Origin of the sequence: Muribaculum sp. An289, assembly GCF_002159555.1 — a bacterium.
Lineage (GTDB): Bacteria > Bacteroidota > Bacteroidia > Bacteroidales > UBA932 > Merdivivens > Merdivivens faecigallinarum.
In genome coordinates, this window is record NZ_NFIV01000021.1 from 1 (window position 1) to 18,955 (window position 18,955).

Consider the following 18,955-nt stretch of genomic DNA (forward strand, 5'->3'; position numbering starts at 1 on the left):
ATCTTCGACACCCTCCGCGGCATTGTCCGCCGTCTTTCGGGCAGGGCGGAGAGTCCCAGCCTTGGGATCATCGACTCAAGGAGTGTCAGGACCTCCCATCATATTGATGGTCAAAGGGGGAATAGACGGAAACAAAAAGATAAAGGGCAGGAAGGAGCACATAGTGGTTGACACTCTGGGGCTGCCCATGTCAGTGAGAGTCCATCCGGCTAACGTCCATGACAGCGTAGGGGCGGAAGAGGTGTTCGAATCCATGAGATACAAATTCCCTGGGCTGAAACGGATTCTGGCGGACGGAGGTTACAGGGGCGAGACTGTCAGGAACACGGTCATGAGACTGCTGCATTGCGACCTGGATGTCGTACTCAGGTCTGACAAACGGACGGACAGATTTGTCCCCATGCCAAAAAGATGGATTGTCGAGCGCACTTTCTCATGGCTCGAGAACTTCAGGAGACTGACCATTGACTATGAATACAGGGCCGATACGCACGAAGCCATGATGCATATCGCTGCCATAAAATTATTTTTGAATAAAATTTAAACAGTTTCTTATAAAAATCGAACTCCGTGAAAGGGAGATCGGGTGATATTCCAGAGAAATTTTGTACCTTAGCCATGCAGATTAATTTTTGCGATACCTCCAAATTCGGCTTTTCCAGGGCGGTTGGGGGTATTCTTTTTATCTTTTGCTAAGATACAAATTTTATATTACATTGGCAATCAATTCGTTATAAAGTTTTTATTCTTTTTACGACAGTCCCTACATTATAAAAACAATAGATGTACATGGGGTGGAAAAATACCATTCCCCCACCCATTACCGCCTTTACCACCATTCCCTCTACCTCACCGAAGGTGGTAAGAAGGCATAAACATCAGACACATGATGTCAGGAGCTTCATCTGCTGCTGCGGGGTGAAGACCGCATGGCCGGAACAGGCCGGCATGAGTACCGTCTCGCCGCTGCGGATATCGACCGTCTTGCCACGGGAATCCGCCACTGTCCCTTCGCCCTCGGTACACATCACCACAAGGAAGGAGTCCAAAACAGCGATATCCTTTGTCACGCTTCTGTCAAGGTCAAACAGCGAAGTCCTGAAATGAGGGCATTCCACAAGTACAGTCTCCGCATTTTTCTCATGCCTGTAATGTGTCCTGTAATCAGGCTGCACGGTAAAATCCATTGCATCCCTGGCCAGGGCCGTATGGAGTTCACGAGGCTTGCCGTCCAGACCGAGCCTGTTGAAATCGAATATCCTGTATGTCACATCGGAAGTCTCCTGAATCTCCGCCACGCTCGTACCGGCCCCGAGACTGTGAACCCTGCCCGCAGGAAGGTAAAACACGTCCCCCTCCTGCACGGCATATTCGGCCAGAGCATCCGCAATCGAGCCGTCTGCAACCTTGCTTTCATATTCGTCCGGAGTAAGGCGGCGCGAAAAGCCCGCACGAAGATGCGCCCCCGGCAAGGCACCGGTGACATACCACATTTCGGACTTGCCTCTTTTCCCATGCCTTTCCATGGCAAGCTCATCATTCGGATGCACCTGCACGGACAAATCCAAAGAGGCATCTATGAACTTAATAAGCAACGGGAACTCGTCTCCGAAACGGAGATAATTCTTCTGACCTACCAGCAGGCCCCGGTATTCCCGGATTATTTCGGAAATCTTCCTGCCGTGCAAAGCACCATAAGATACAACCGATTCCGAACCTCCGACACCGGAAAGCTCCCAACTCTCGCTGCCCCATATCATCTGCTTGAAGATAGGCGCGAATTTCAAAGGGTACAATTCCATCCTGATATCACTCCCCATCCAATTGCGAAAGCGCGAAATTGTATGCCCCTACGGAGATGGCCTTGCTCGTGCCGAGCCGGGATATGGTCACACCCGTCCTTTTCATCGGGTCGTACATTACATAATTGTCCGTGCCGTAAACTTTCAGGCGGCGGCTCTCTCCGGCCGCAAAAACCTCGAACTGCCCCGGGTCGTCCAGGTCGAAGACCTGCATCTGCAAGCGCCCGAGCTCATCCCCTGCAAGAGTGAATATCTTCCTGCGCATTTCCGCAAGCAAAGACGGCATGAAATATTTGGCGGCGGCTGTAAGCCCTCCTCCGAGCACCACCAAGCCGTCGACAAGGGTCACGGCCGTGGAAATCACATCGCCCGCAACGGTTCCGAAACGCTCGAAAGCCATCATTGCTGCTGCCCTGTCGCCTTCACAGGCACCCTCGGCAATATCGAAAACATCCTTAGGCTCAACGCCATAGGCATCAAGACCGGAAAATTCCCTATAGTAACGTGTCACAGCCCTTATCGAAACATAATCCTCGGCAATCGTCCCTTTGTCTTCCATATACGGGAGGCAGAATGTCTCCACGCATGAATTGTCGCCGCGGTTCAACTTTCCGTCCATCACGATTCCTATCCCGAGCCCGGTTCCGAACGTATAGCCGATAAGATTTTTGTACCGTTTCACGCTTCCGGCCTTTTCCAAACGTGCATTGATTTCAGGGAGTGCCCCGCCAAGGGCCTCACCGTAAGCGAAAAGGTCTCCGTCATTATTAATGAAAACAGGAATCCCGAAAACGTTTTCGAGAAACGCCCCGAGGGCCACGCCGTCCCTGAATGAAGGAAAATTGGGAAGGAAGCCCCCGATTATCCCGTCCGGATAATCCGCAGGACCGGGAAAGGCAAAACTTATCGCCGAAGGTTCCGAACCGCATTCGGAAATGACCTGCTTGAAGCCCTTCACCATGGTTCCGAGGCAAAGGTCGAGGTCATGCGCATTGGAAGGAAGTGTAACCGGAGAAGCAACGAATTCGTTGCCGCGCATAGCTCCGAAAACCATATTGGTGCCGCCAGCGTCCAATGTCAGGACCGTACGGCCGTCTGATTGATATTTTGACATATTTTATATTAAAACTTTCAACATTTTATTTTCAATTTTTGCGGCCTGTAACTTCACGGCTGAACGAATACGGAGCGTTTTCCATGGCCGTTCCGCGAAGAGTATCCGGATACGGAGACATGCTGAAAACCATTTCCGCTCCACGGATCAAATCCCCATGCCGGAGAAAATTGTTTTCATATCCTTTACCATTCAGTTCCATTTCCGCAATATACCTGTTTCCCGGACTGTTACCGGCCGCCTCAATAACGATTTCATTCCCGTTTTCAAGTTCTATAACCGCCTTGGCGAACAACGGGGACCCCAGGACATATTCATCGGATGCGGGACATACCGGATAAAAGCCGAGGGCTGACAGCACATACCATGCCGAAGTCTGGCCGTTGTCCTCGTCCCCGCAGTAACCGTCCGGAGCGGAAGAATAGAGCCTGTCCATGACCTCACGCACCCAATACTGGGCCTTCCACGGCTGACCGGCATAATTGAAAAGATAAATCACATGCTGGGCAGGCTGGTTCCCATGCGCATAATTGCCCATACCGGCAACCTGCATTTCGGTAATCTCATGGATACGCACTCCGTAATAACTGTCGTCATATACTGGAGGTACTATGAAAAGCGAATCCAGCATCCGACAAAATTCCTTCCTGCCGCCCATCAGGGAAACCAGGCCCTCCACGTCATGGAAAACCGACCATGTATAATGCCAGGCATTGCCTTCGGTATAGGCATCACCCCATTTATAAGGGCTGAAAGGTTCACAGAACCTGCCGTCGGCAGTCTTTCCACGCATAAGCCTTACCGTAGGGTCGAAAAGATTGCGGTAATTCATGGCTCCGGCCCTGAAAGGGGCAAGTTCCTCCTCGGATTTCCCGAGTTTCAGGCCGGCTTGCAGGATGCACCAGTCGGCATAAGAATATTCGAGACTCCGGGCCACGCTCTCATTGATTCCGGCTCCGTAAGGCACGTATCCGAGGGAATCGTAATATTCATGGCCGAGCCTGCCGGTGGAACCGACCCGAGGATGCACATGGGAAGCATCATAGACCAATGCTTCGTACAGAGTTTCAAGGTTTTCGGCATTTACGCCCTTTACTATGGCATCGGCCACTACGGAGGCGGAATTGTTTCCTATCATGCAATCACGGTAGCCCGGACTCGCCCATTCGGGAAGAAAGCCTCCCTCCTTGAAAGCATTGGCAAGCCCGGCCTGTATCTCCTCGTTTACGGACGGATAGACAAGGTTAAGCAAAGGGAACAGGGCCCTGAAAGTATCCCAGAATCCAGTATCGGTATACATATAGCCTTCACACACCTTACCGTTGTACGGGCTGTAATGTACCGGAGCACCCGTGGAATCGATTTCGTAAAATTTGCGCGGGAACAGAAGGGAACGGTACAGGCAGGAATAGAATGTACGGTACTGCTCCTCAGTGCCCCCTCCTACGCGGATACGGGAAAGGACATCGCGCCAACGGCCTGCCGCCTCATTTTTCACCGACCCGAAATCCCCGTCACCGAGCTCCTCAAGGTTCAGAAAGGCCTGATCGGAAGATATGAATGAGGAAGCGGCATGCAATTGAACCGTGTCGGACCTGTCCGTCCTGAAACCGAGAACGGCCAGGATATGTTCCCCGGAAGCCTCGGCCCCGGGCACGGGCGTATCGCCGTCATACAAGGCGACCGTTTCGAAAGGAGTATCGGATTTTACCACAAACCAGTTGCGGAAATTGTCCGGAACCCCTCCGCTGTTCTTCGTACTGTAACCGACAATGGTCATCATATCGGGAAGCACCCTGATATGCGAGCCCCCGTCGAAAGCGTCCACAACGAAACCCGAAAGCTCGCTGTCGGGATAAGTGAATCTGAGCATGGCCGCCCTTTCGGTAGGAGCGATTTCGGCCGTAACGTCATGGTCGGCAAGATATACCTTATAATAATAAGGCCTTGCCTCCTCCGTTTTGTGCGAGAACCAGCTCGCCCTGTCATCTTCGGTAAACAGGGAGCGGTCTTTCAGCGGCATTATGGAAAACTGGCCGTAATCGTTTATCCATGGCGACGGCTGATGTGTCTGCTTGAAGCCGCGAATCCTGTGCGCATCGTAACGGTAAGTCCATCCGTCCCCCATCCTGCCTGTCTGCGGAGTCCAGAAATTCATGCCCCACGGCATGGCCACTGCCGGATAGGTGTTCCCAGTGGAAAAGGCATATTCCGAAAACGTCCCAACGAGTGTGGTGACATATTTTTCAGGCTCGGCAACCAGGACCGGTCCGGATTTTTTTGAAAACGAACCAAAAAGTATGGCAAAGGCCACTATGATGCAGATAGAAGCAAAAGCTACGGTAAATATGAAACGTCTCATGGCTGTCATCTGATTGAATTCAACAAATCGATTTTCCCGTCATTCACTAACTTGATTATCAGCTCTCCGAACAGGCCGTTCTGCCAGGCGAACCAGTCACGGGTGTACAGAGAAGCATCGTCCTTGTGGAAAGACTCGTGGATGAAGCCCGTTCCGGCATCGGTTATCATCAGAGTCCGGATACAGTCGGCTATCTCGTCATCATCGTCAGAGGTAAAGGCCCTCATCATTATGCTCATTGGCCAGATTACCTCCGCCCCTATATGCGGGCCTCCTATGCCCTCGCCGCAACATCCGCGGAAAAAATACGGATTGTATTCGCTCAGGACGAAACGGCGCGTATTTTCATAAACCGGATTGTCCCTCTCCACATCTCCGAGATAAGCCATCGACAGCAAGGAAGGGACATTGGCGTCATCCATCAGGTATTTGTTTCCGAAGCCGTCCACCTCGAAAGCGAAAATCTTCCCGAATACAGGATGGTCGGCTACGGCATATTCGTACAAAGCCGTCTCCACTTCGTCGGCAAGCGCCCCGCACTCGCCTGCAAGGGCCTCTTCGCCATTCACGTCACGGAGTATCTCGGCCGCCTTTCTGAGCGAAGATACGGCCATAAAATTGGAAGGTACGAGAAATTCGAAGGTAGTGGCATCGTCCGAAGGGCGGAAGGCCGAAGCTATCAGGCCAACCGGCCTTACCGGATTGCCCCTGCCGACAACGCATTTCGTATCCAGCTGCCTGTCCGTTACACGCAGGAACGCATAGCTTCCATGCCCGTCCTTGCGCTGCTGCTCACGGAAAACCGCAAGGATATTTTTAACGGCCGAAAGCCATTCCTCTCCGAAGACCGAAGTGTCGCCGCTTGTTTTCCAGTATTCATACGCCAGCCTTACCGGATAACAGTGCGAATCTATTTCCCATTTTCTTTCAAACACTTCCGGCTTCCTCCCGAAGACATCGGCCGGATTGCCCGCACCTGTAGGTCCCTGGTTGAAAGCATTGGCGTAAGGGTCCGTATTTATCAGGGAAAACTGCCTGAGGATTACCCCGGCTATCATTTTCCTCAGGCCTTCGTCCTCATTAATGTAAGGAAGATAAGGCCATACCTGCGCACCGGAATCCCTCAGCCACATGGCCGGTATGTCTCCCGTATAGACGAAAGTGTCGGGAACGCCGTCTCCGTCTTCGTCATAATGTACGGTCGTGTCGAGGGTATTGGGAAAACAGTTGGAAAACATCCATGCAAGGCGCGGATTGTCCAACATCCCGGAGATACGCCGTATTTCATCCTCGATTGCCGGAGAGACGAAAAGCCGCGCCTGAGGGTCCGGCCGCCGGGAAACGTATTCATCCGGTTCTTCCGGGCAATACCACAAAGACGGTGTGGCACTCATTTCGAATTCGAGCAGGCCGCCGGCCTCAATGTCCTTAAAATCCAAGTACGGTTTCGTATAGATATCTCCGTTAAGCCTCACGCGCTTAATGTAACGGGCCTCGTCGCTGTTGCCGTGCGCCACAACCCTGAATATTCCTCCTTTCACCTTTATCTCCGCCTCATCGAAAAGCGGACTTCCGAAATAGTACCGTCCTCCGGCAGGCTCTACCTGATAAAAGCCCAGTGAAGAAAGGATGTACCACGCCGACATCTGCCCCACGTCCTCATTCCCGGAAAGCCCGTCCGGAGCATCATGGTAAAGGCTGTCAAGCACATAACGCACCTTGTCCGCCGTCTTCCACGGCTGCCCGAGCATGGTATGGAAATACAGGATATGGTGGCTCGGCTCGTTTCCGTGTGCATACTGGCCTACGAATCCCGATATGTCGGGAGAACTGTCCTGACCCGTAATCTTCGAATCTACTGTAAACAGCGAATCCAGTTTGCGCACCAATGCCTCTTTGGAGCCGAAACATCCGGCAAGCCCGTCCAAATCATGGGGAACGAGCCATGTGTACTGCCAGGCATTGCCTTCGCAATAATCGTCATTGCGGTGCGAAGAAGAATAAGGGTCGAACGGGGTGCGGAAACGGCCTTTGCTGTCCTTGCCGCGGATAAAACCGGTCGAAGAATCGAAATAATTGCGATAGGAACGGCTCCTTTCCATAAAATACCCGTAATCCTGCCCGTTGCCCATCGCCTCCGCAACCTGCGCCACCGCCCAGTCGGCTATCGCATATTCCATATCGTATGCCACGGATTCATTCATCTTGTCGCACGGAATATATCCGTACTTCATACGATACTGCTGTCCCCTGTCCGCAACCATCGCCGAATTGACAAGCGCTTCGTATGCGGATTTCCTGTCGAAGCCGCCGAATCCCTTCAGTACGGCATCAGCCACTACCGGGATGCCCGGATTGCCAACCATGCAATTGGTCTCGCAGCCCATGAGATGCCACACCGGCAGTTTTCCCTGCTGCCGATAAATGGCAAGCATGGTATTAATCATGTCTGGGACCTTTTCGGGATGGATGATTGTCATAAGAGGATGGGCCGCCCGGTACGTATCCCAAAGCGAGAATGTAGTATAATTCACAAATCCCTCGTCCCCGTGCACGAGTTTGTCCGTTCCTCGATAGCTGCCGTCTGCATCGCAGAACAGCGACGGTGCAATCATCGTATGGTACAGGGCGGTATAGAAAATCCTCTTTCTGCTCTCATTGTCCGTGCTTATCCTGATTTTTGAAAGTTCCCTGTTCCATGCATCATCGGCGGCCACCGCGACGGAATCGAAGTCCCAACCGGAAAGTTCGGCAGCCATATTGGCCTCGGCCCCGTCTTCACTGACCGGAGAAAGGGCGACCTTCATCAGTATCCGCTCGTTTTCTTCAGTTTTAAATGAAAATCTCGCATACATTCCGTTTTCCGAAATCTCGCATGAAGAGAATGGTTTCGAAAATTCGGCATAAAAATACACCCTTTGGTCATCGGCCCATCCGGACGAGAACCTGTAACCCGAAACGGCCCTGTCCCCGCGGATATCGAAGCCGCAGTCCACGGTCCTGTCCCAGCATCCCCCGTTTTCCAAATCGAAGACTATTGCAGCACTGTCGTTAGCCGGAAACGTATATCTGTGCATCCCGACACGGGCCGTCGCCGTAAGCTCGGCAGTTATCCCATATCTCGTAAGAGGTACGGAATAATAGCCCGGAACAGCCTTTTCCCTGCTCCTGTCGGCATACGACCAAAGGCCTGAACCAGGGACATCCTCGCCTCCTCTCGCATATTCGACAGCTCCGGTTACGGGCATCACGGTCACATCGAACAGGTCGCCTATCCCCGTTCCGCTCAGATGCGTATGCGAAAAACCTATGACCGTCGAATCGCTTACATGGTAGCCCGAAGTCCAGTCCCATTCCTGGGGTATGCTGGTAGGGCCGAGCTGCACCATCCCGAAAGGTACGTTTGCCCCCACGAACACATGGCCGTGGCCTCCGCTGCCTATCAGCGGGTCTACGTATGAAGTGAGACTTTTTTCCTCCTGCCGCAAGAAAGAACAGGAGCATATCAAAGACGATATCGCCAAAACAGGCAGAACTGCCGAAATTCCCATATTATTTTTCATCTGTCAATCCGAACACGACATGCCCTCCTTCAAGAAGCTCCTTATGGCTTATCCTGAAGCCCTTGAACCTTTTGCCTCCCGAATAGACGGCATCTATGTATTTTCCCGAAGTACCGGGGTCCTTTTCAATAATCAGACAATCCCTCCCGTGGAAATCCGGGTCCAGGGTTATCTCTATCCTGTCGAAAACAGGGGTGGTAAGAACATAGTAAGGGGAACCGGGACAATCGGGATATAACCCCATCATCGAAAATACGGCCCAGGCCGACATCGCTCCGGTATCATCATTCCCGGGTATCCCTCCCGGGGTATCACTGTAATGTTCACTGACAATGGCGGCGACCAGTTCCTGGGTACGCCACTCCTCCCCTTTAAAATAACTGAAAAGATACGGATAGGCTATGTCCGGCTCGTTTGCCGGATCATACAGACCCGTATCAAATACCATCTGTAACTTTTCCACAAACTTGCGCGGGCCCCCCATGAGTTTTGCCAACCCTCTTATGTCATGGGGAACATAAAAAGTGTAGTTCCATGCGCTCCCTTCGTGAAAACCGGGTGCAGTCTCGAAATCCGCGCCCTGACCGGGGTCGAACGGCCCGTAAAATGTCCCATCGGGATTCAACGGCCTCAACGTACCGTATTCGGGACAATAATAATTTTTATATCCCAATGAATGCTCCATGAACATCCTGGCGTCATCTTTATATCCCAACGAATCGGCCAGCACCGAAAGGGCATGGTCGGCAACATAATATTCCAGGGCATGCGATACCGAAACGTCTCCGGCCAAATCCTGGGCATAAACCCCCAGAGGGATATAGCCTTTCTCAAGATACGGGTCTATGTCCCTCCGCAATGCGTTCTCGCTTCCGGGAGCAAGGGCACTGCGGCGCATGGCCCTGTAAGCCGCCTGCACATCGAAGTCACGCAATCCTTTCAGCCACGTATCTGTTATTACCGGTATTGCCGGATCGCCTTCCATAGTGAAAGTCTCCCTTCCGTACAGTTCCCACCGCGGCATCCAGCCCCATTCCCGGGCAATGGAAACCATGGAACGCACCATATCGAGCTGCCTGTGAGGAAAAACGAGAGTAAGCAGCTGGTGTACGTTACGGTAGGTGTCCCACAACGAAAAAACCGTATATCTGTCTCGGCCGTCCTCCACCCTGCCGGTTCCGGAAGACTCCATCAGGGGGTATTCCCCGTTCACATCATTCAGTACGTTTGGGTGTATGAGAGAATGGTAGAGAGCGGTATAAAAGACCCTTTTCTGTTCCCATGTCCCCCCGTACACCTTGATTTTCGACAAATCTTCCCGCCATGCGGCCTCTGCGGCAAGCCGTACGGAATCGAAATCGAAACCGGACTGTTCGGCTTCAAGGTTCTCACGTGCATTCCGGGTGCTTACGAAAGACACGCCGACCTGCACCTCGACCGTCTCCCCTTCATGAAGGCCGTCAAAGCTGAAGTAATAGCCTATGTCGTCCCCGGCCATATCCCGCCCGTATTCCGTATACAGTTTGTATTTTCCGTTATCCGGAGTCCAGTCCGCCTCTATGCCTTTCATCGTCCGCTGCTTCTTCCAGAACCCCGTTTCGGAAGGCACCTTTGAAACGCGGATTACGAAATATATCGGAAAGACTTTCTGCGGATTGTAGCAAAATGTACCGAGAAGTTTCATTCCCTCTATTTCCGTATCGCTGACTTTCCTGAGATATGCGCCCGACTCGTTGGTAAGGCCTTCGCCGAGATTCACGAGTACGTTTCCCCTGCCCTCCGGGAAGGAGTACCTTTCAATGGAAGTCCTCCGCGTGGCCGTAACCTCCGCCTTGATGCCATAGCGCAGAAGGTTCAGGGAATAATATCCGGGCGAAGCGGTTTCGGAATCATACTCTGAACCGTACAGTGCATAGTCGGGAACCACTTCCCCGGCAGTGGGGACAGTCAGCACGGAAGCAAGTTCCGGACAACCGACCCCGCTCAGGTTAACATGGGAAAAACCGGTAAAATACCGGTTGGTAAAATCGTACGGGGCGGACCACCAGCGGGAATCCTTGTCGAACCTGTTGAGTTCCGACCCCATTACATTGAAAGGCGAAACGGACATCATCCCGTTAGGCACGAGAGCTCCAGGATTTGTAGCCCCGTAATCGGACGTACCTATAAAGGGATTGACATAATCCAGCACATCTTGTGCAATGGTTTCCGCACTGAAAAACAATGCGAGAGCCGATGTAAAAAATAGTCTGTACAACAGCATAGGCCAACTGACGGAATGACACCGTCCGTACATTACATACTAACTAAAATAAAGCAACGGATCAGGAAGGCCTTCGGATTCCGCGAAAATCGTTTCGCCGAACCATGAAACCAAATCCGCTTCATACCGCAATTCGTCGTCACAGAGCTCTGTAATCGTACCGTTGCAGGTAAAATGTTTGAGTTCCCACTGCGGACTGTTCCGGTTCCTTGGCATTAATCCAGATTGCAAGCTGGCATGACTCCGGAGCGGCAAGGAGCACGAATGACATATTGAAAGTCGAAAGGCTATTAAAACGTCTCATTAAGGGTTTTGCTTATTTCCTTTCGAAAGGTCCTCATAATGGCTGAATTCGGCTTTTTCATCCTCTTCCATCGCTTCCCTTATACGGGCCGTGGCCAAAAGGGTGGAAACCCCGTAAACCAATATGGCCGCACCGAGGAATATCAGCAGAAGCTTGGACGTCTTGTCTGGGAAAAATACCATGACGAGGCCCGCTCCGGCCGACACCGAAGACAGGATATAATCATACACAGGGACTCTCACGACCTTCCTTATCACCAGAAGGGAAAACAATTGGTACAGTCCGAATGCCGCAAGCAGGAGACCGAGGAAAAATACTATAACCCCGGGGAAACCGTTCGGGTGTATCACAATCAGAAGGCCTATGACCGTCGTTATGGACGCGCTGACAAGGGAGGTAACGATGACCCTCATCCCCCTCATGTTGAATGCCTGTACTATTGATACTATACCGACAAGCAGAATCACTCCCCCCACTATGTAAGAGAACCAGTTTGGGAAGACCATGAGTAGCAAACCGAGCAGGATGGCTATGGAAGCCCTCACATAACCGCTCGAAGAATGTCTGTAACCGAAGATTAACATAGTTTAAGATTTAACAGTTAGTCAAAAAGTTTTAAAGTCAGTCGAAGGTTCCGATGATTTCAGTAGCTTCCGCCACTTTCCGGTCGAGAAGTTCCTGTGTCCTCGCCTCGCAGATGAACCGCAGATAAGGTTCCGTATTCGAAGGCCTGATATTGAACCACCAGTCTTCGAATTCGACACGGTATCCGTCAAAATCGTAATATGCCGACGGTTTTTCTTTCCCGATGAAATAATCGCGCACGGCATCCATGGCCTGTGCCTTGTGCTCCAGCCTGAAATTGATTTCGCCCGAATTGCGGTACTTGGCAATCCTGTCAATCAGAGCCGACAGGGTAACTCCCTCACGCTTCATCCGCGAAACTACATTGAGTATGATGAGCGAAGCCAACAGGCCGCTGTCCGAATAGAAGAAATCCCTGAAATAATAATGTCCGGCAAGTTCTCCGCCGTAGATTCCACCGAGTTCCCTCAGTTTCCTCGCCGCGTAAGCCCTACCCACACGCCACGTGTGCATCTCGGCACCCATCGGCTCAAGGTACTCTCCTACCGCCTTCGAACTCCGTATATCCTGAAGGACAATGCCTTTTTCGCCTTTCTCACCGAAAAAATAATGTCCGAGCACGGCTATCATCAGATCCGGCGAAATGAAACGCGACTTCTCATCCACGAACATCACCCTGTCCGCATCGCCGTCATATATCACGCCGACATCGCATCCGTTTTCCGCCACGAGCTTCTTCAAATCTGCGACGTTCTCCGGAATGAGTGGATTCGCCTCGTGGTTTGGGAAAGTCCCGTCCAGCTCGTCATAGAGGTAAAGCGGGGCATCGCCGAAAATGTCCCTGACGAACAGGGCGGCCATTCCGTTGGAAACATCCATGCCTATTTTAAGTGCCGAATAGTCTTCCTTGTAACCGAGAAGGAACTTCAAGTATTCCTCCCTCACATCCATGTCCTTCCTTTCCCCTTTCCTCCGGTTGGGAACAATGCTTTCCCCCTTCTCCATCCACTCCTGTATCTGTCCCAGACCATTGTCCAGGCCGATAGGCAGGGCGTTTTCACCCGACACCTTCAGACCGTTGTACTCTTTGGGGTTATGCGAAGCCGTAATCTGCACGGAGGCCTTGAATCCGTATTTGGCCGTTGCGAAATACACCATCGGAGTGGTGCTGAGTCCCAAATCGTACACATCCGCACCTGCATCCGTTATTCCTTTCACGAGCCACTCGTGTATCTCCGGAGACGACTGCCTCACGTCGCGTCCGACTATGACCTTGTCAGTAGCCAGAAGTCTCGGGATGAAAAAACCTACCTTATACACGGTATCCTTGTCGAAATCCTTGCCGTATATCCCCCGTATGTCATAAGCATGAAAAGCTCCCATGGCGATAATATGTTTTTAATGTTTTTTCCTTGAATTGAACTTTACTTTATAAGATGTATGCACGCAGCCCCTTGCTATCCCGCTGAGTCTGCCCTGCACGAGCTTGCGCCGTATCTGCGGGACCCTGTCTACGAACACCTTGCCGTCGAGGTGGTCCATCTCGTGCTGAATCATCCTGCATCCGAAACGGTCGAACTCTTCCTCGACCTCCTCGAAGTTCTCATTGTAATAACGCACCCTGATGCGTGCAGGTCTCCTTACTTCGAGATGCAGGTCGGGAAGGCTGAGACAGCCTTCGGAGAACACGGCCTCCTCTTCGCTTTCCTCAAGAAGCACCGGATTAATCATCACTCTCTTGAAATCCTTCAGATAATCATACACGTCAGCCAGATCCCCTCCGTCCACAATCAGTATCCTGAGCATCTCGCCCACCTGCGGGGCGGCGATTCCGCACCCGTCGGCATGGTGCATGGTCTCGTCCATGTCGGCTATGAGTTTCGTTATCTCTTCCTTCCTGTTCAAATCGGCTTCCTTCGCTGTCGAACGCAGCTCGTCGGTGCCGTACAAATATATTGGCAAAATCATCTATATGAACTGTTTTTATTTCTGTTTTACTTCCCTTCGGTCCAGATAAGTCTGTAGTATTATGGCCGCGCTTATCCTGTCGGCGGATTCCTTTTTCCTCCGGTCGGATTTCTTCATGCCCCCGTCTATCATCGCCCGGTGTGCGAGTACCGACGTGAACCTCTCGTCCTCCCTGAAAACGGGGATTCCGGGAAAATTTTTCGCAAGATGTTTCAAAAAAACGTCCACATCAGCCGCCGCTTCCGACGGGGTATTGTCCGTATTCATCGGATAACCCACCACAAAACCCACTATCTTTTCACGCAAAGAGTAATTTTTAAGATAATCTATTATCTTTGCAGAATGGACGGTTTCAAGGGCGGACGCGAAAATCCCCAACGGGTCGCTCACGGCGACACCAACCCTTTTCCTTCCGTAATCTATCCCGACTATTCTGTCCATAACAAAGCAAAGTTAACTTTTTTATATGGGAAAACAAAATAAAGGGAAAAAAGATGTCAGATACAGGCTCGCGCTTATCGTGGATTCGACCCACGAGCAGGTCTGGCAGACAACATTCACGAAAGGGAACATGCTCTTCATCTCCATAGGCTCCATCGTACTTTTCATATTGATAATCTTTTCGATAATAGCCTTCACCCCCGTGCGTTCAATCATCCCGGGCTATCCGGACGCCCAGACGAAACGCATGGCCGTGCAGAATGCGATGAAGATAGACTCCCTCGAAAGGGAGATAACGGTATGGGACATTTATTCGAAAAACCTGCTTGCCGTGCTCAGCGGAGGGGTACCGGTTGATTTCGATTCCTTGCTTACGGCTAATGCGGCGCCGGAGGCCACGCTGAAGGACAGCATGGCATACGCACAGTCCGATTCCATACTGAGGAACGAAGTGTCGCAGCAGGAAAAATTCAATGTCGCAGGTACCGACAAAAAGATAAGGAACATCGAAGGGAAAATGTTCTATCCGCCGATCAAGGGGGTGATAACCGAAAAATACAGTCCGGCGGCGGGACATCCCTTCATAGACATAGCCGCATCCGAAGGTTCCACCGTATATTCCGTCCTTGAAGGGACCGTAATCGGTGCCGGATGGAACGACGAAACCGGCTATACGATACAGATACAGCATCCCGATGACATAATCTCGGTATACAAGCACAACGGCAGACTGCTGAAAAGCGTAGGGGACAAAGTCAAGGCCGGCACCCCGATAGCGCTTACCGGGAACACCGGAAGCATCAGCACGGGGCCCCACCTGCATTTCGAGTTATGGTACGCAGGGGAGGCCGTAAATCCCGAGACCTATATAAACTTCTGATACCGCTGCAATGGAAAGGAAAAGAAAGATTGCGATACTTGGTTCCACGGGTTCAATCGGAAAACAGGCCATAGAAGTAATCCTGTCCAACCCCGACTTATTCGAAGTCGAACTGCTCACGGCAAATGAGAACTACGGACTGCTGGCAAGCCAGGCCGCGGCGGTAAATGCAAACAACGCCGTAATCTGCCGGGACGAATTTTACGACAAGGCCTCGTCCTTGCTGTCCGGAAGCGACGTGAAGGTGTTTTCCGGAATGGACTCCGTATGCTCACTCGTACAGTCGGACGACATCGACATCGTACTTGCATCCATGGTAGGCTTCAGCGGGCTGAGACCTGTCCTGAAAGCAATTGAAAGCGGGAAAACGATAGCGATAGCGAACAAGGAGATACTCGTATGCGCCGGAGAAGCGGTGACAGGGCTTTCCATGAAGCATTCGGCTCCGCTGATTCCGGTGGATTCGGAACATTCCGCAATATTCCAGTGTCTCCAGGGTTCTTTCGGCTCTCCTGTGGACGAACTGATCATTACCGCATCGGGCGGCCCGTTCCGTGAATATCCGGCAGAAAGTCTTTCTTCGGTGACACCCGAACAGGCGCTGGACCACCCGAGATGGAAAATGGGAAAAAAGGTGACGGTCGACTCGGCGACGATGATGAACAAGGGTTTCGAAGTTATAGAGGCAAGATGGCTTTTCGGCATCCCTTCGGAACAAATAAGTGTCGTGACCCATCCGGAATCCATCATACATTCGATGGTACGGTTCCAGGACGGGGCCATAATGGCACAAATGGGCATGCCGGACATGAGGATTCCAATACAGTACGCCCTCACCTATCCGTACAGACAGCCGGCAGAGGGGGAAAGGCTGGACCTGTTCGCCTTGGGAAAGCTCACTTTCCACAAGCCCGACACCGTGAAATTCCCCGCACTCGACACCGCCCGCCGGGCATTGGACAAAGGCGGGAACGCCTGCTGTGTAATGAGCGGGGCCGACGAAGAGGCCGTGAATGCATTCATACAGGGCAGGATACGGTTTACGGACATTGTTCCGGTAATCGAAGAGACCCTCGCCACTGTCCCGTTTATCCAGGGAGAGGACATTGGCAACATATTTGAAAGCGACAGGGCCGCAAGGGAAACCGCATCGCGCATTATAAAGAAAATAGAGAAATAATGGACGTTATCATAAAAATCATACAAGTAATCCTCGCACTGTCCGTCCTCGTGCTCGTACACGAACTGGGGCATTTCTGTTTTGCAAAGATGTTCAAAATCAGGGTCGAGAAATTCTACCTGTTTTTCGACTGGGGATTCTCCCTCTTCAAATGGAAACCGAAAAATTCCGAAACAGAATACGGGATAGGATGGCTTCCGATAGGCGGATACTGCAAAATCTCGGGAATGGTCGACGAGTCGATGGACGGGGACTCGCTCAAAAACGAGCCTCAGCCCTGGGAATTCCGCTCGAAACCGGCATGGCAGCGGCTGCTGGTGCTGGCCGGAGGTGTCATATTCAATTTCCTGCTGGCCATCATCATATATATCATACTGTTGCTCGGCTGGGGGGAGACTTACATAAAAAACAGCGATGCGGCGATATACACATCGCAACTTGCCAGAGAAATGGGATTCCGCGACGGGGACAGGATAATCAGCTTCGATGACTACACCCCGGACGATTTCGGCTCCCTATCGGCGGACCTGCTCCACGAACAGGCAGAAACCGCCACCGTGCTCAGGAACGGCGACACGGTGGAAATATCACTCGGCAACGATTACATCCCGAAGATGCTCGATTACAAACAGCCTATTTTCGGAGTAGCCATTCCTTTCGTAATAGCCGAGATTCCGGAAGACTCCCCTAACAAGGGCCTGCTGATGCCGGGAGACAGCCTTACGGCAATCGACGGAAAGGAGATGACGTATCTCCAGGATGTAAGAAAATATCTCTCGGAGCACCGGGACACCACTGTCGAACTGTCCATGATAAGGGACGGCGCCCCGGTAAACATAGAAGCGAAAGTAGATACGGCCGGGCTGATACAGGTTATGACCCGCATGCCGAAAATCACAACAAAGGACTATGATTTCCTGACTGCCATCCCGGCGGGAATAAAACTCACTTTCTCGACAATAGGTTCATACATAAAGGAACTGAAACTGGTATTCAATCCCGAAACGGAGGCATACAAGGAGGTTGGTTCCGTAATCAGCATCGGAAGCATCTTTCCGGAAAAATGGGACTGGTTCAGGTTCTGGAGCATATCGGCCCTGCTTTCGATAATGCTCGGCGTAATGAACCTGCTGCCCATCCCGGGACTCGACGGAGGACACATACTGTTCACCCTCTACGAGATGATTACGCGGCACAAGCCGAGCGACAAGTTCCTGATGAGGGCCCAAGCGGTAGGGATGTTGCTGCTGATCATGATTATCTTCCTCGCATTTTGGAACGATTTGAGAAATTTTGTATTTTAGTATTTTTATATAACACACACAATGAAACACATCATATTTCAGATTGCAGCGGCCGTTTCAGCCATAGCCGCCTCGGTACTGCTCGGTTCATGCAATGAAACCGGACAGATGTTCCAGAATGTCAGCGGAAGCCCAGGAGAAATAATCGTTGTCATAGAAGGCGCCGAATGGGATGCCGAACCGGGAGAGATAATAAGGAACACGCTCGAAGCCGAATACCAGGTACTGCCGCAGGTAGAGCCCAAATTCAAGCTGTACGATGTCACCCCGTCCAATTTCACCAATCTGTTCTGGATTCACAGGAACATCCTTATAGTAAACATATCGCCCGATGTAAAGGAAAACAAGACACTCATAACAAAGGACGTATGGGCAAGGCCGCAGACCGTCGTCAAGGTCAATGCGAAAGACAGGGAAGCTGCAACGGAACTCCTGAAAAAGGATATTTCGCTTATAGACAACACATTCGAGCAGGCTGAAAGGGACAGGATAATAGCCAACAACATCAAGTACCAGGAAGCCGGCGTGCGCAACACAGTAGCAGCCCTGGCCGGAGGCTCCCCGTATTTCCCCATGGGCTTCACCATAAAGAAAGGAGATGACAAATTCATCTGGATAAGCTACGAAACCACTTCCGTAAGCCAGTATGTCTTCGTCTTCAAATATCCGGGCACAGGGGACGACGCCCTGTCGGTGGAAAGAATCATAAAGGAAAGCAATGCCGTGCTGAAACAGAACGTACCGGGACCGGTAGAAGATTCATACATGATTACCGCACCCCTTCCCGACCCGCAGCTTAAATACATAAAATACAACAAAAGGGATTTTGCCGAAGTCAGGGGACTCTGGGAGGTACAGAACGACTATATGGGCGGCCCGTATGTAATCCACGCGTTTTACGACAAGGACGGCGAGAACGTAATCGTCCTCCTCGGCTTCGTCTACGCCCCGAAATACGACAAGAGGAACTACCTCAGACAGGTCGAATCGATCATGTATTCTTTCGAGTGGATGGACGATACTGAAAAAAAATCCTAATTTCACTGCAAAAAATTTTGGCGGTATAGAAAATATATCTATCTTCCGGAGTTTGACACTTTGTGCAGTCAAAAAGAGGTACAAATCGAGGCTACAGACCGCTGTAATGGCGATTTGTAGCCTTAAGATTTTTTTCGGGAATGTAGTATAT

15 protein-coding genes are annotated in these 18,955 nt (G+C 51.5%); 5 read left to right on the forward strand and 10 right to left on the reverse strand.

Annotation, left to right across the window (positions count from 1 at the left end; translation table 11 throughout):
* The first annotated feature begins 106 nt into the window (after positions 1-106).
* Positions 107-544 (forward strand): IS5 family transposase, encoded by a 438-nt coding sequence (locus B5F83_RS10735; RefSeq protein ID WP_204207391.1) that lies wholly within the window; start codon positions 107-109, stop codon positions 542-544.
* 334 nt (positions 545-878) lie between these two features.
* Here the strand turns inward: B5F83_RS10735 and B5F83_RS10225 are convergent, their stop codons facing one another.
* The 10 genes from B5F83_RS10225 to ruvX all read right to left on the reverse strand — a co-directional run bounded on the left by B5F83_RS10225 (position 879) and on the right by ruvX (position 14,402).
* Positions 879-1,796, reverse strand: a complete 918-nt coding sequence (locus tag B5F83_RS10225; protein WP_087280606.1) for a type I phosphomannose isomerase catalytic subunit — start codon at positions 1,794-1,796, stop codon at positions 879-881.
* A 13-nt stretch (positions 1,797-1,809) separates the two neighbouring features.
* The gene (locus B5F83_RS10230; protein ID WP_087280573.1) at positions 1,810-2,916 is read right to left on the reverse strand and encodes an ROK family protein; all 1,107 of its coding nucleotides are present in this window, start codon (positions 2,914-2,916) and stop codon (positions 1,810-1,812) included.
* 31 nt (positions 2,917-2,947) lie between these two features.
* The gene (locus B5F83_RS10235) at positions 2,948-5,278 is read right to left on the reverse strand and encodes a GH92 family glycosyl hydrolase (RefSeq protein ID WP_087280608.1); all 2,331 of its coding nucleotides are present in this window, start codon (positions 5,276-5,278) and stop codon (positions 2,948-2,950) included.
* A gap of 5 nt (positions 5,279-5,283) precedes the next feature.
* Positions 5,284-8,829, reverse strand: a complete 3,546-nt coding sequence (locus tag B5F83_RS10240) for a GH92 family glycosyl hydrolase (RefSeq protein WP_087280576.1) — start codon at positions 8,827-8,829, stop codon at positions 5,284-5,286.
* A 1-nt stretch (position 8,830) separates the two neighbouring features.
* A complete protein-coding gene (locus tag B5F83_RS10245; protein ID WP_087280581.1) occupies positions 8,831-11,104 on the reverse strand; it encodes a GH92 family glycosyl hydrolase in 2,274 nt (757 codons plus the stop codon).
* A 139-nt stretch (positions 11,105-11,243) separates the two neighbouring features.
* A complete protein-coding gene (locus B5F83_RS10670; RefSeq protein ID WP_156455356.1) occupies positions 11,244-11,408 on the reverse strand; it encodes a hypothetical protein in 165 nt (54 codons plus the stop codon).
* Positions 11,408-11,992 (reverse strand): DUF308 domain-containing protein, encoded by a 585-nt coding sequence (locus B5F83_RS10250; protein ID WP_087280583.1) that lies wholly within the window; start codon positions 11,990-11,992, stop codon positions 11,408-11,410. The genes B5F83_RS10670 and B5F83_RS10250 overlap by 1 nt, the downstream gene beginning before the upstream one ends.
* A 37-nt stretch (positions 11,993-12,029) precedes the next feature.
* Positions 12,030-13,376: a phosphomannomutase/phosphoglucomutase gene (locus tag B5F83_RS10255; RefSeq protein ID WP_087280586.1), complete on the reverse strand. Its 1,347-nt coding sequence runs from the start codon at positions 13,374-13,376 to the stop codon at positions 12,030-12,032.
* A gap of 15 nt (positions 13,377-13,391) precedes the next feature.
* Complete coding sequence (gene def / locus B5F83_RS10260) at positions 13,392-13,961, reverse strand: peptide deformylase (protein WP_087280589.1); 570 nt, start codon at positions 13,959-13,961, stop codon at positions 13,392-13,394.
* Positions 13,962-13,976: 15 nt separating this feature from the next.
* Positions 13,977-14,402 carry a Holliday junction resolvase RuvX gene (gene ruvX / locus B5F83_RS10265; protein ID WP_087280591.1) on the reverse strand — a complete coding sequence of 142 codons (426 nt, stop codon included), beginning with the start codon at positions 14,400-14,402 and terminating at the stop codon, positions 13,977-13,979.
* Between the two features lie 25 nt (positions 14,403-14,427).
* Here ruvX and B5F83_RS10270 point away from each other — a divergent pair, with 25 nt between their 5' ends.
* From B5F83_RS10270 to B5F83_RS10285, 4 genes are read left to right on the forward strand one after another with little or no spacing between them, the layout of a single operon-like run.
* Positions 14,428-15,282 (forward strand): M23 family metallopeptidase, encoded by an 855-nt coding sequence (locus tag B5F83_RS10270; protein ID WP_087280594.1) that lies wholly within the window; start codon positions 14,428-14,430, stop codon positions 15,280-15,282.
* Positions 15,283-15,292: 10 nt separating this feature from the next.
* Entirely contained in the window at positions 15,293-16,462 is a 1,170-nt protein-coding gene (dxr, locus tag B5F83_RS10275) for a 1-deoxy-D-xylulose-5-phosphate reductoisomerase (RefSeq protein ID WP_087280597.1), read from the forward strand.
* Positions 16,462-17,766 (forward strand): RIP metalloprotease RseP, encoded by a 1,305-nt coding sequence (gene rseP / locus B5F83_RS10280; RefSeq protein WP_087280600.1) that lies wholly within the window; start codon positions 16,462-16,464, stop codon positions 17,764-17,766. Before dxr ends, rseP begins: the two co-directional genes overlap by 1 nt.
* 21 nt (positions 17,767-17,787) lie before the next feature.
* Positions 17,788-18,804 carry a DUF4837 family protein gene (locus tag B5F83_RS10285; RefSeq protein ID WP_087280603.1) on the forward strand — a complete coding sequence of 339 codons (1,017 nt, stop codon included), beginning with the start codon at positions 17,788-17,790 and terminating at the stop codon, positions 18,802-18,804.
* Positions 18,805-18,955: the final 151 nt, after the last annotated feature.

What these genes read in the sequence shown, in the direction of transcription:
- B5F83_RS10735 (WP_204207391.1), top strand. Translation starts at nt 107, where the DNA reads ATGGTCAAAGGGGGAATAGACGGAAACAAAAAGATAAAGGGCAGGAAG.
- B5F83_RS10230 (WP_087280573.1), bottom strand. Translation starts at nt 2,916, where the DNA reads ATGTCAAAATATCAATCAGACGGCCGTACGGTCCTGACATTGGACGCT.
- B5F83_RS10235 (WP_087280608.1), bottom strand. Translation starts at nt 5,278, where the DNA reads ATGAGACGTTTCATATTTACCGTAGCTTTTGCTTCTATCTGCATCATA.
- B5F83_RS10240 (WP_087280576.1), bottom strand. Translation starts at nt 8,829, where the DNA reads ATGGGAATTTCGGCAGTTCTGCCTGTTTTGGCGATATCGTCTTTGATA.
- B5F83_RS10245 (WP_087280581.1), bottom strand. Translation starts at nt 11,104, where the DNA reads ATGCTGTTGTACAGACTATTTTTTACATCGGCTCTCGCATTGTTTTTC.
- B5F83_RS10670 (WP_156455356.1), bottom strand. Translation starts at nt 11,408, where the DNA reads ATGAGACGTTTTAATAGCCTTTCGACTTTCAATATGTCATTCGTGCTC.
- B5F83_RS10250 (WP_087280583.1), bottom strand. Translation starts at nt 11,992, where the DNA reads ATGTTAATCTTCGGTTACAGACATTCTTCGAGCGGTTATGTGAGGGCT.
- B5F83_RS10255 (WP_087280586.1), bottom strand. Translation starts at nt 13,376, where the DNA reads ATGGGAGCTTTTCATGCTTATGACATACGGGGGATATACGGCAAGGAT.
- def (WP_087280589.1), bottom strand. Translation starts at nt 13,961, where the DNA reads ATGATTTTGCCAATATATTTGTACGGCACCGACGAGCTGCGTTCGACA.
- ruvX (WP_087280591.1), bottom strand. Translation starts at nt 14,402, where the DNA reads ATGGACAGAATAGTCGGGATAGATTACGGAAGGAAAAGGGTTGGTGTC.
- B5F83_RS10270 (WP_087280594.1), top strand. Translation starts at nt 14,428, where the DNA reads ATGGGAAAACAAAATAAAGGGAAAAAAGATGTCAGATACAGGCTCGCG.
- dxr (WP_087280597.1), top strand. Translation starts at nt 15,293, where the DNA reads ATGGAAAGGAAAAGAAAGATTGCGATACTTGGTTCCACGGGTTCAATC.
- rseP (WP_087280600.1), top strand. Translation starts at nt 16,462, where the DNA reads ATGGACGTTATCATAAAAATCATACAAGTAATCCTCGCACTGTCCGTC.
- B5F83_RS10285 (WP_087280603.1), top strand. Translation starts at nt 17,788, where the DNA reads ATGAAACACATCATATTTCAGATTGCAGCGGCCGTTTCAGCCATAGCC.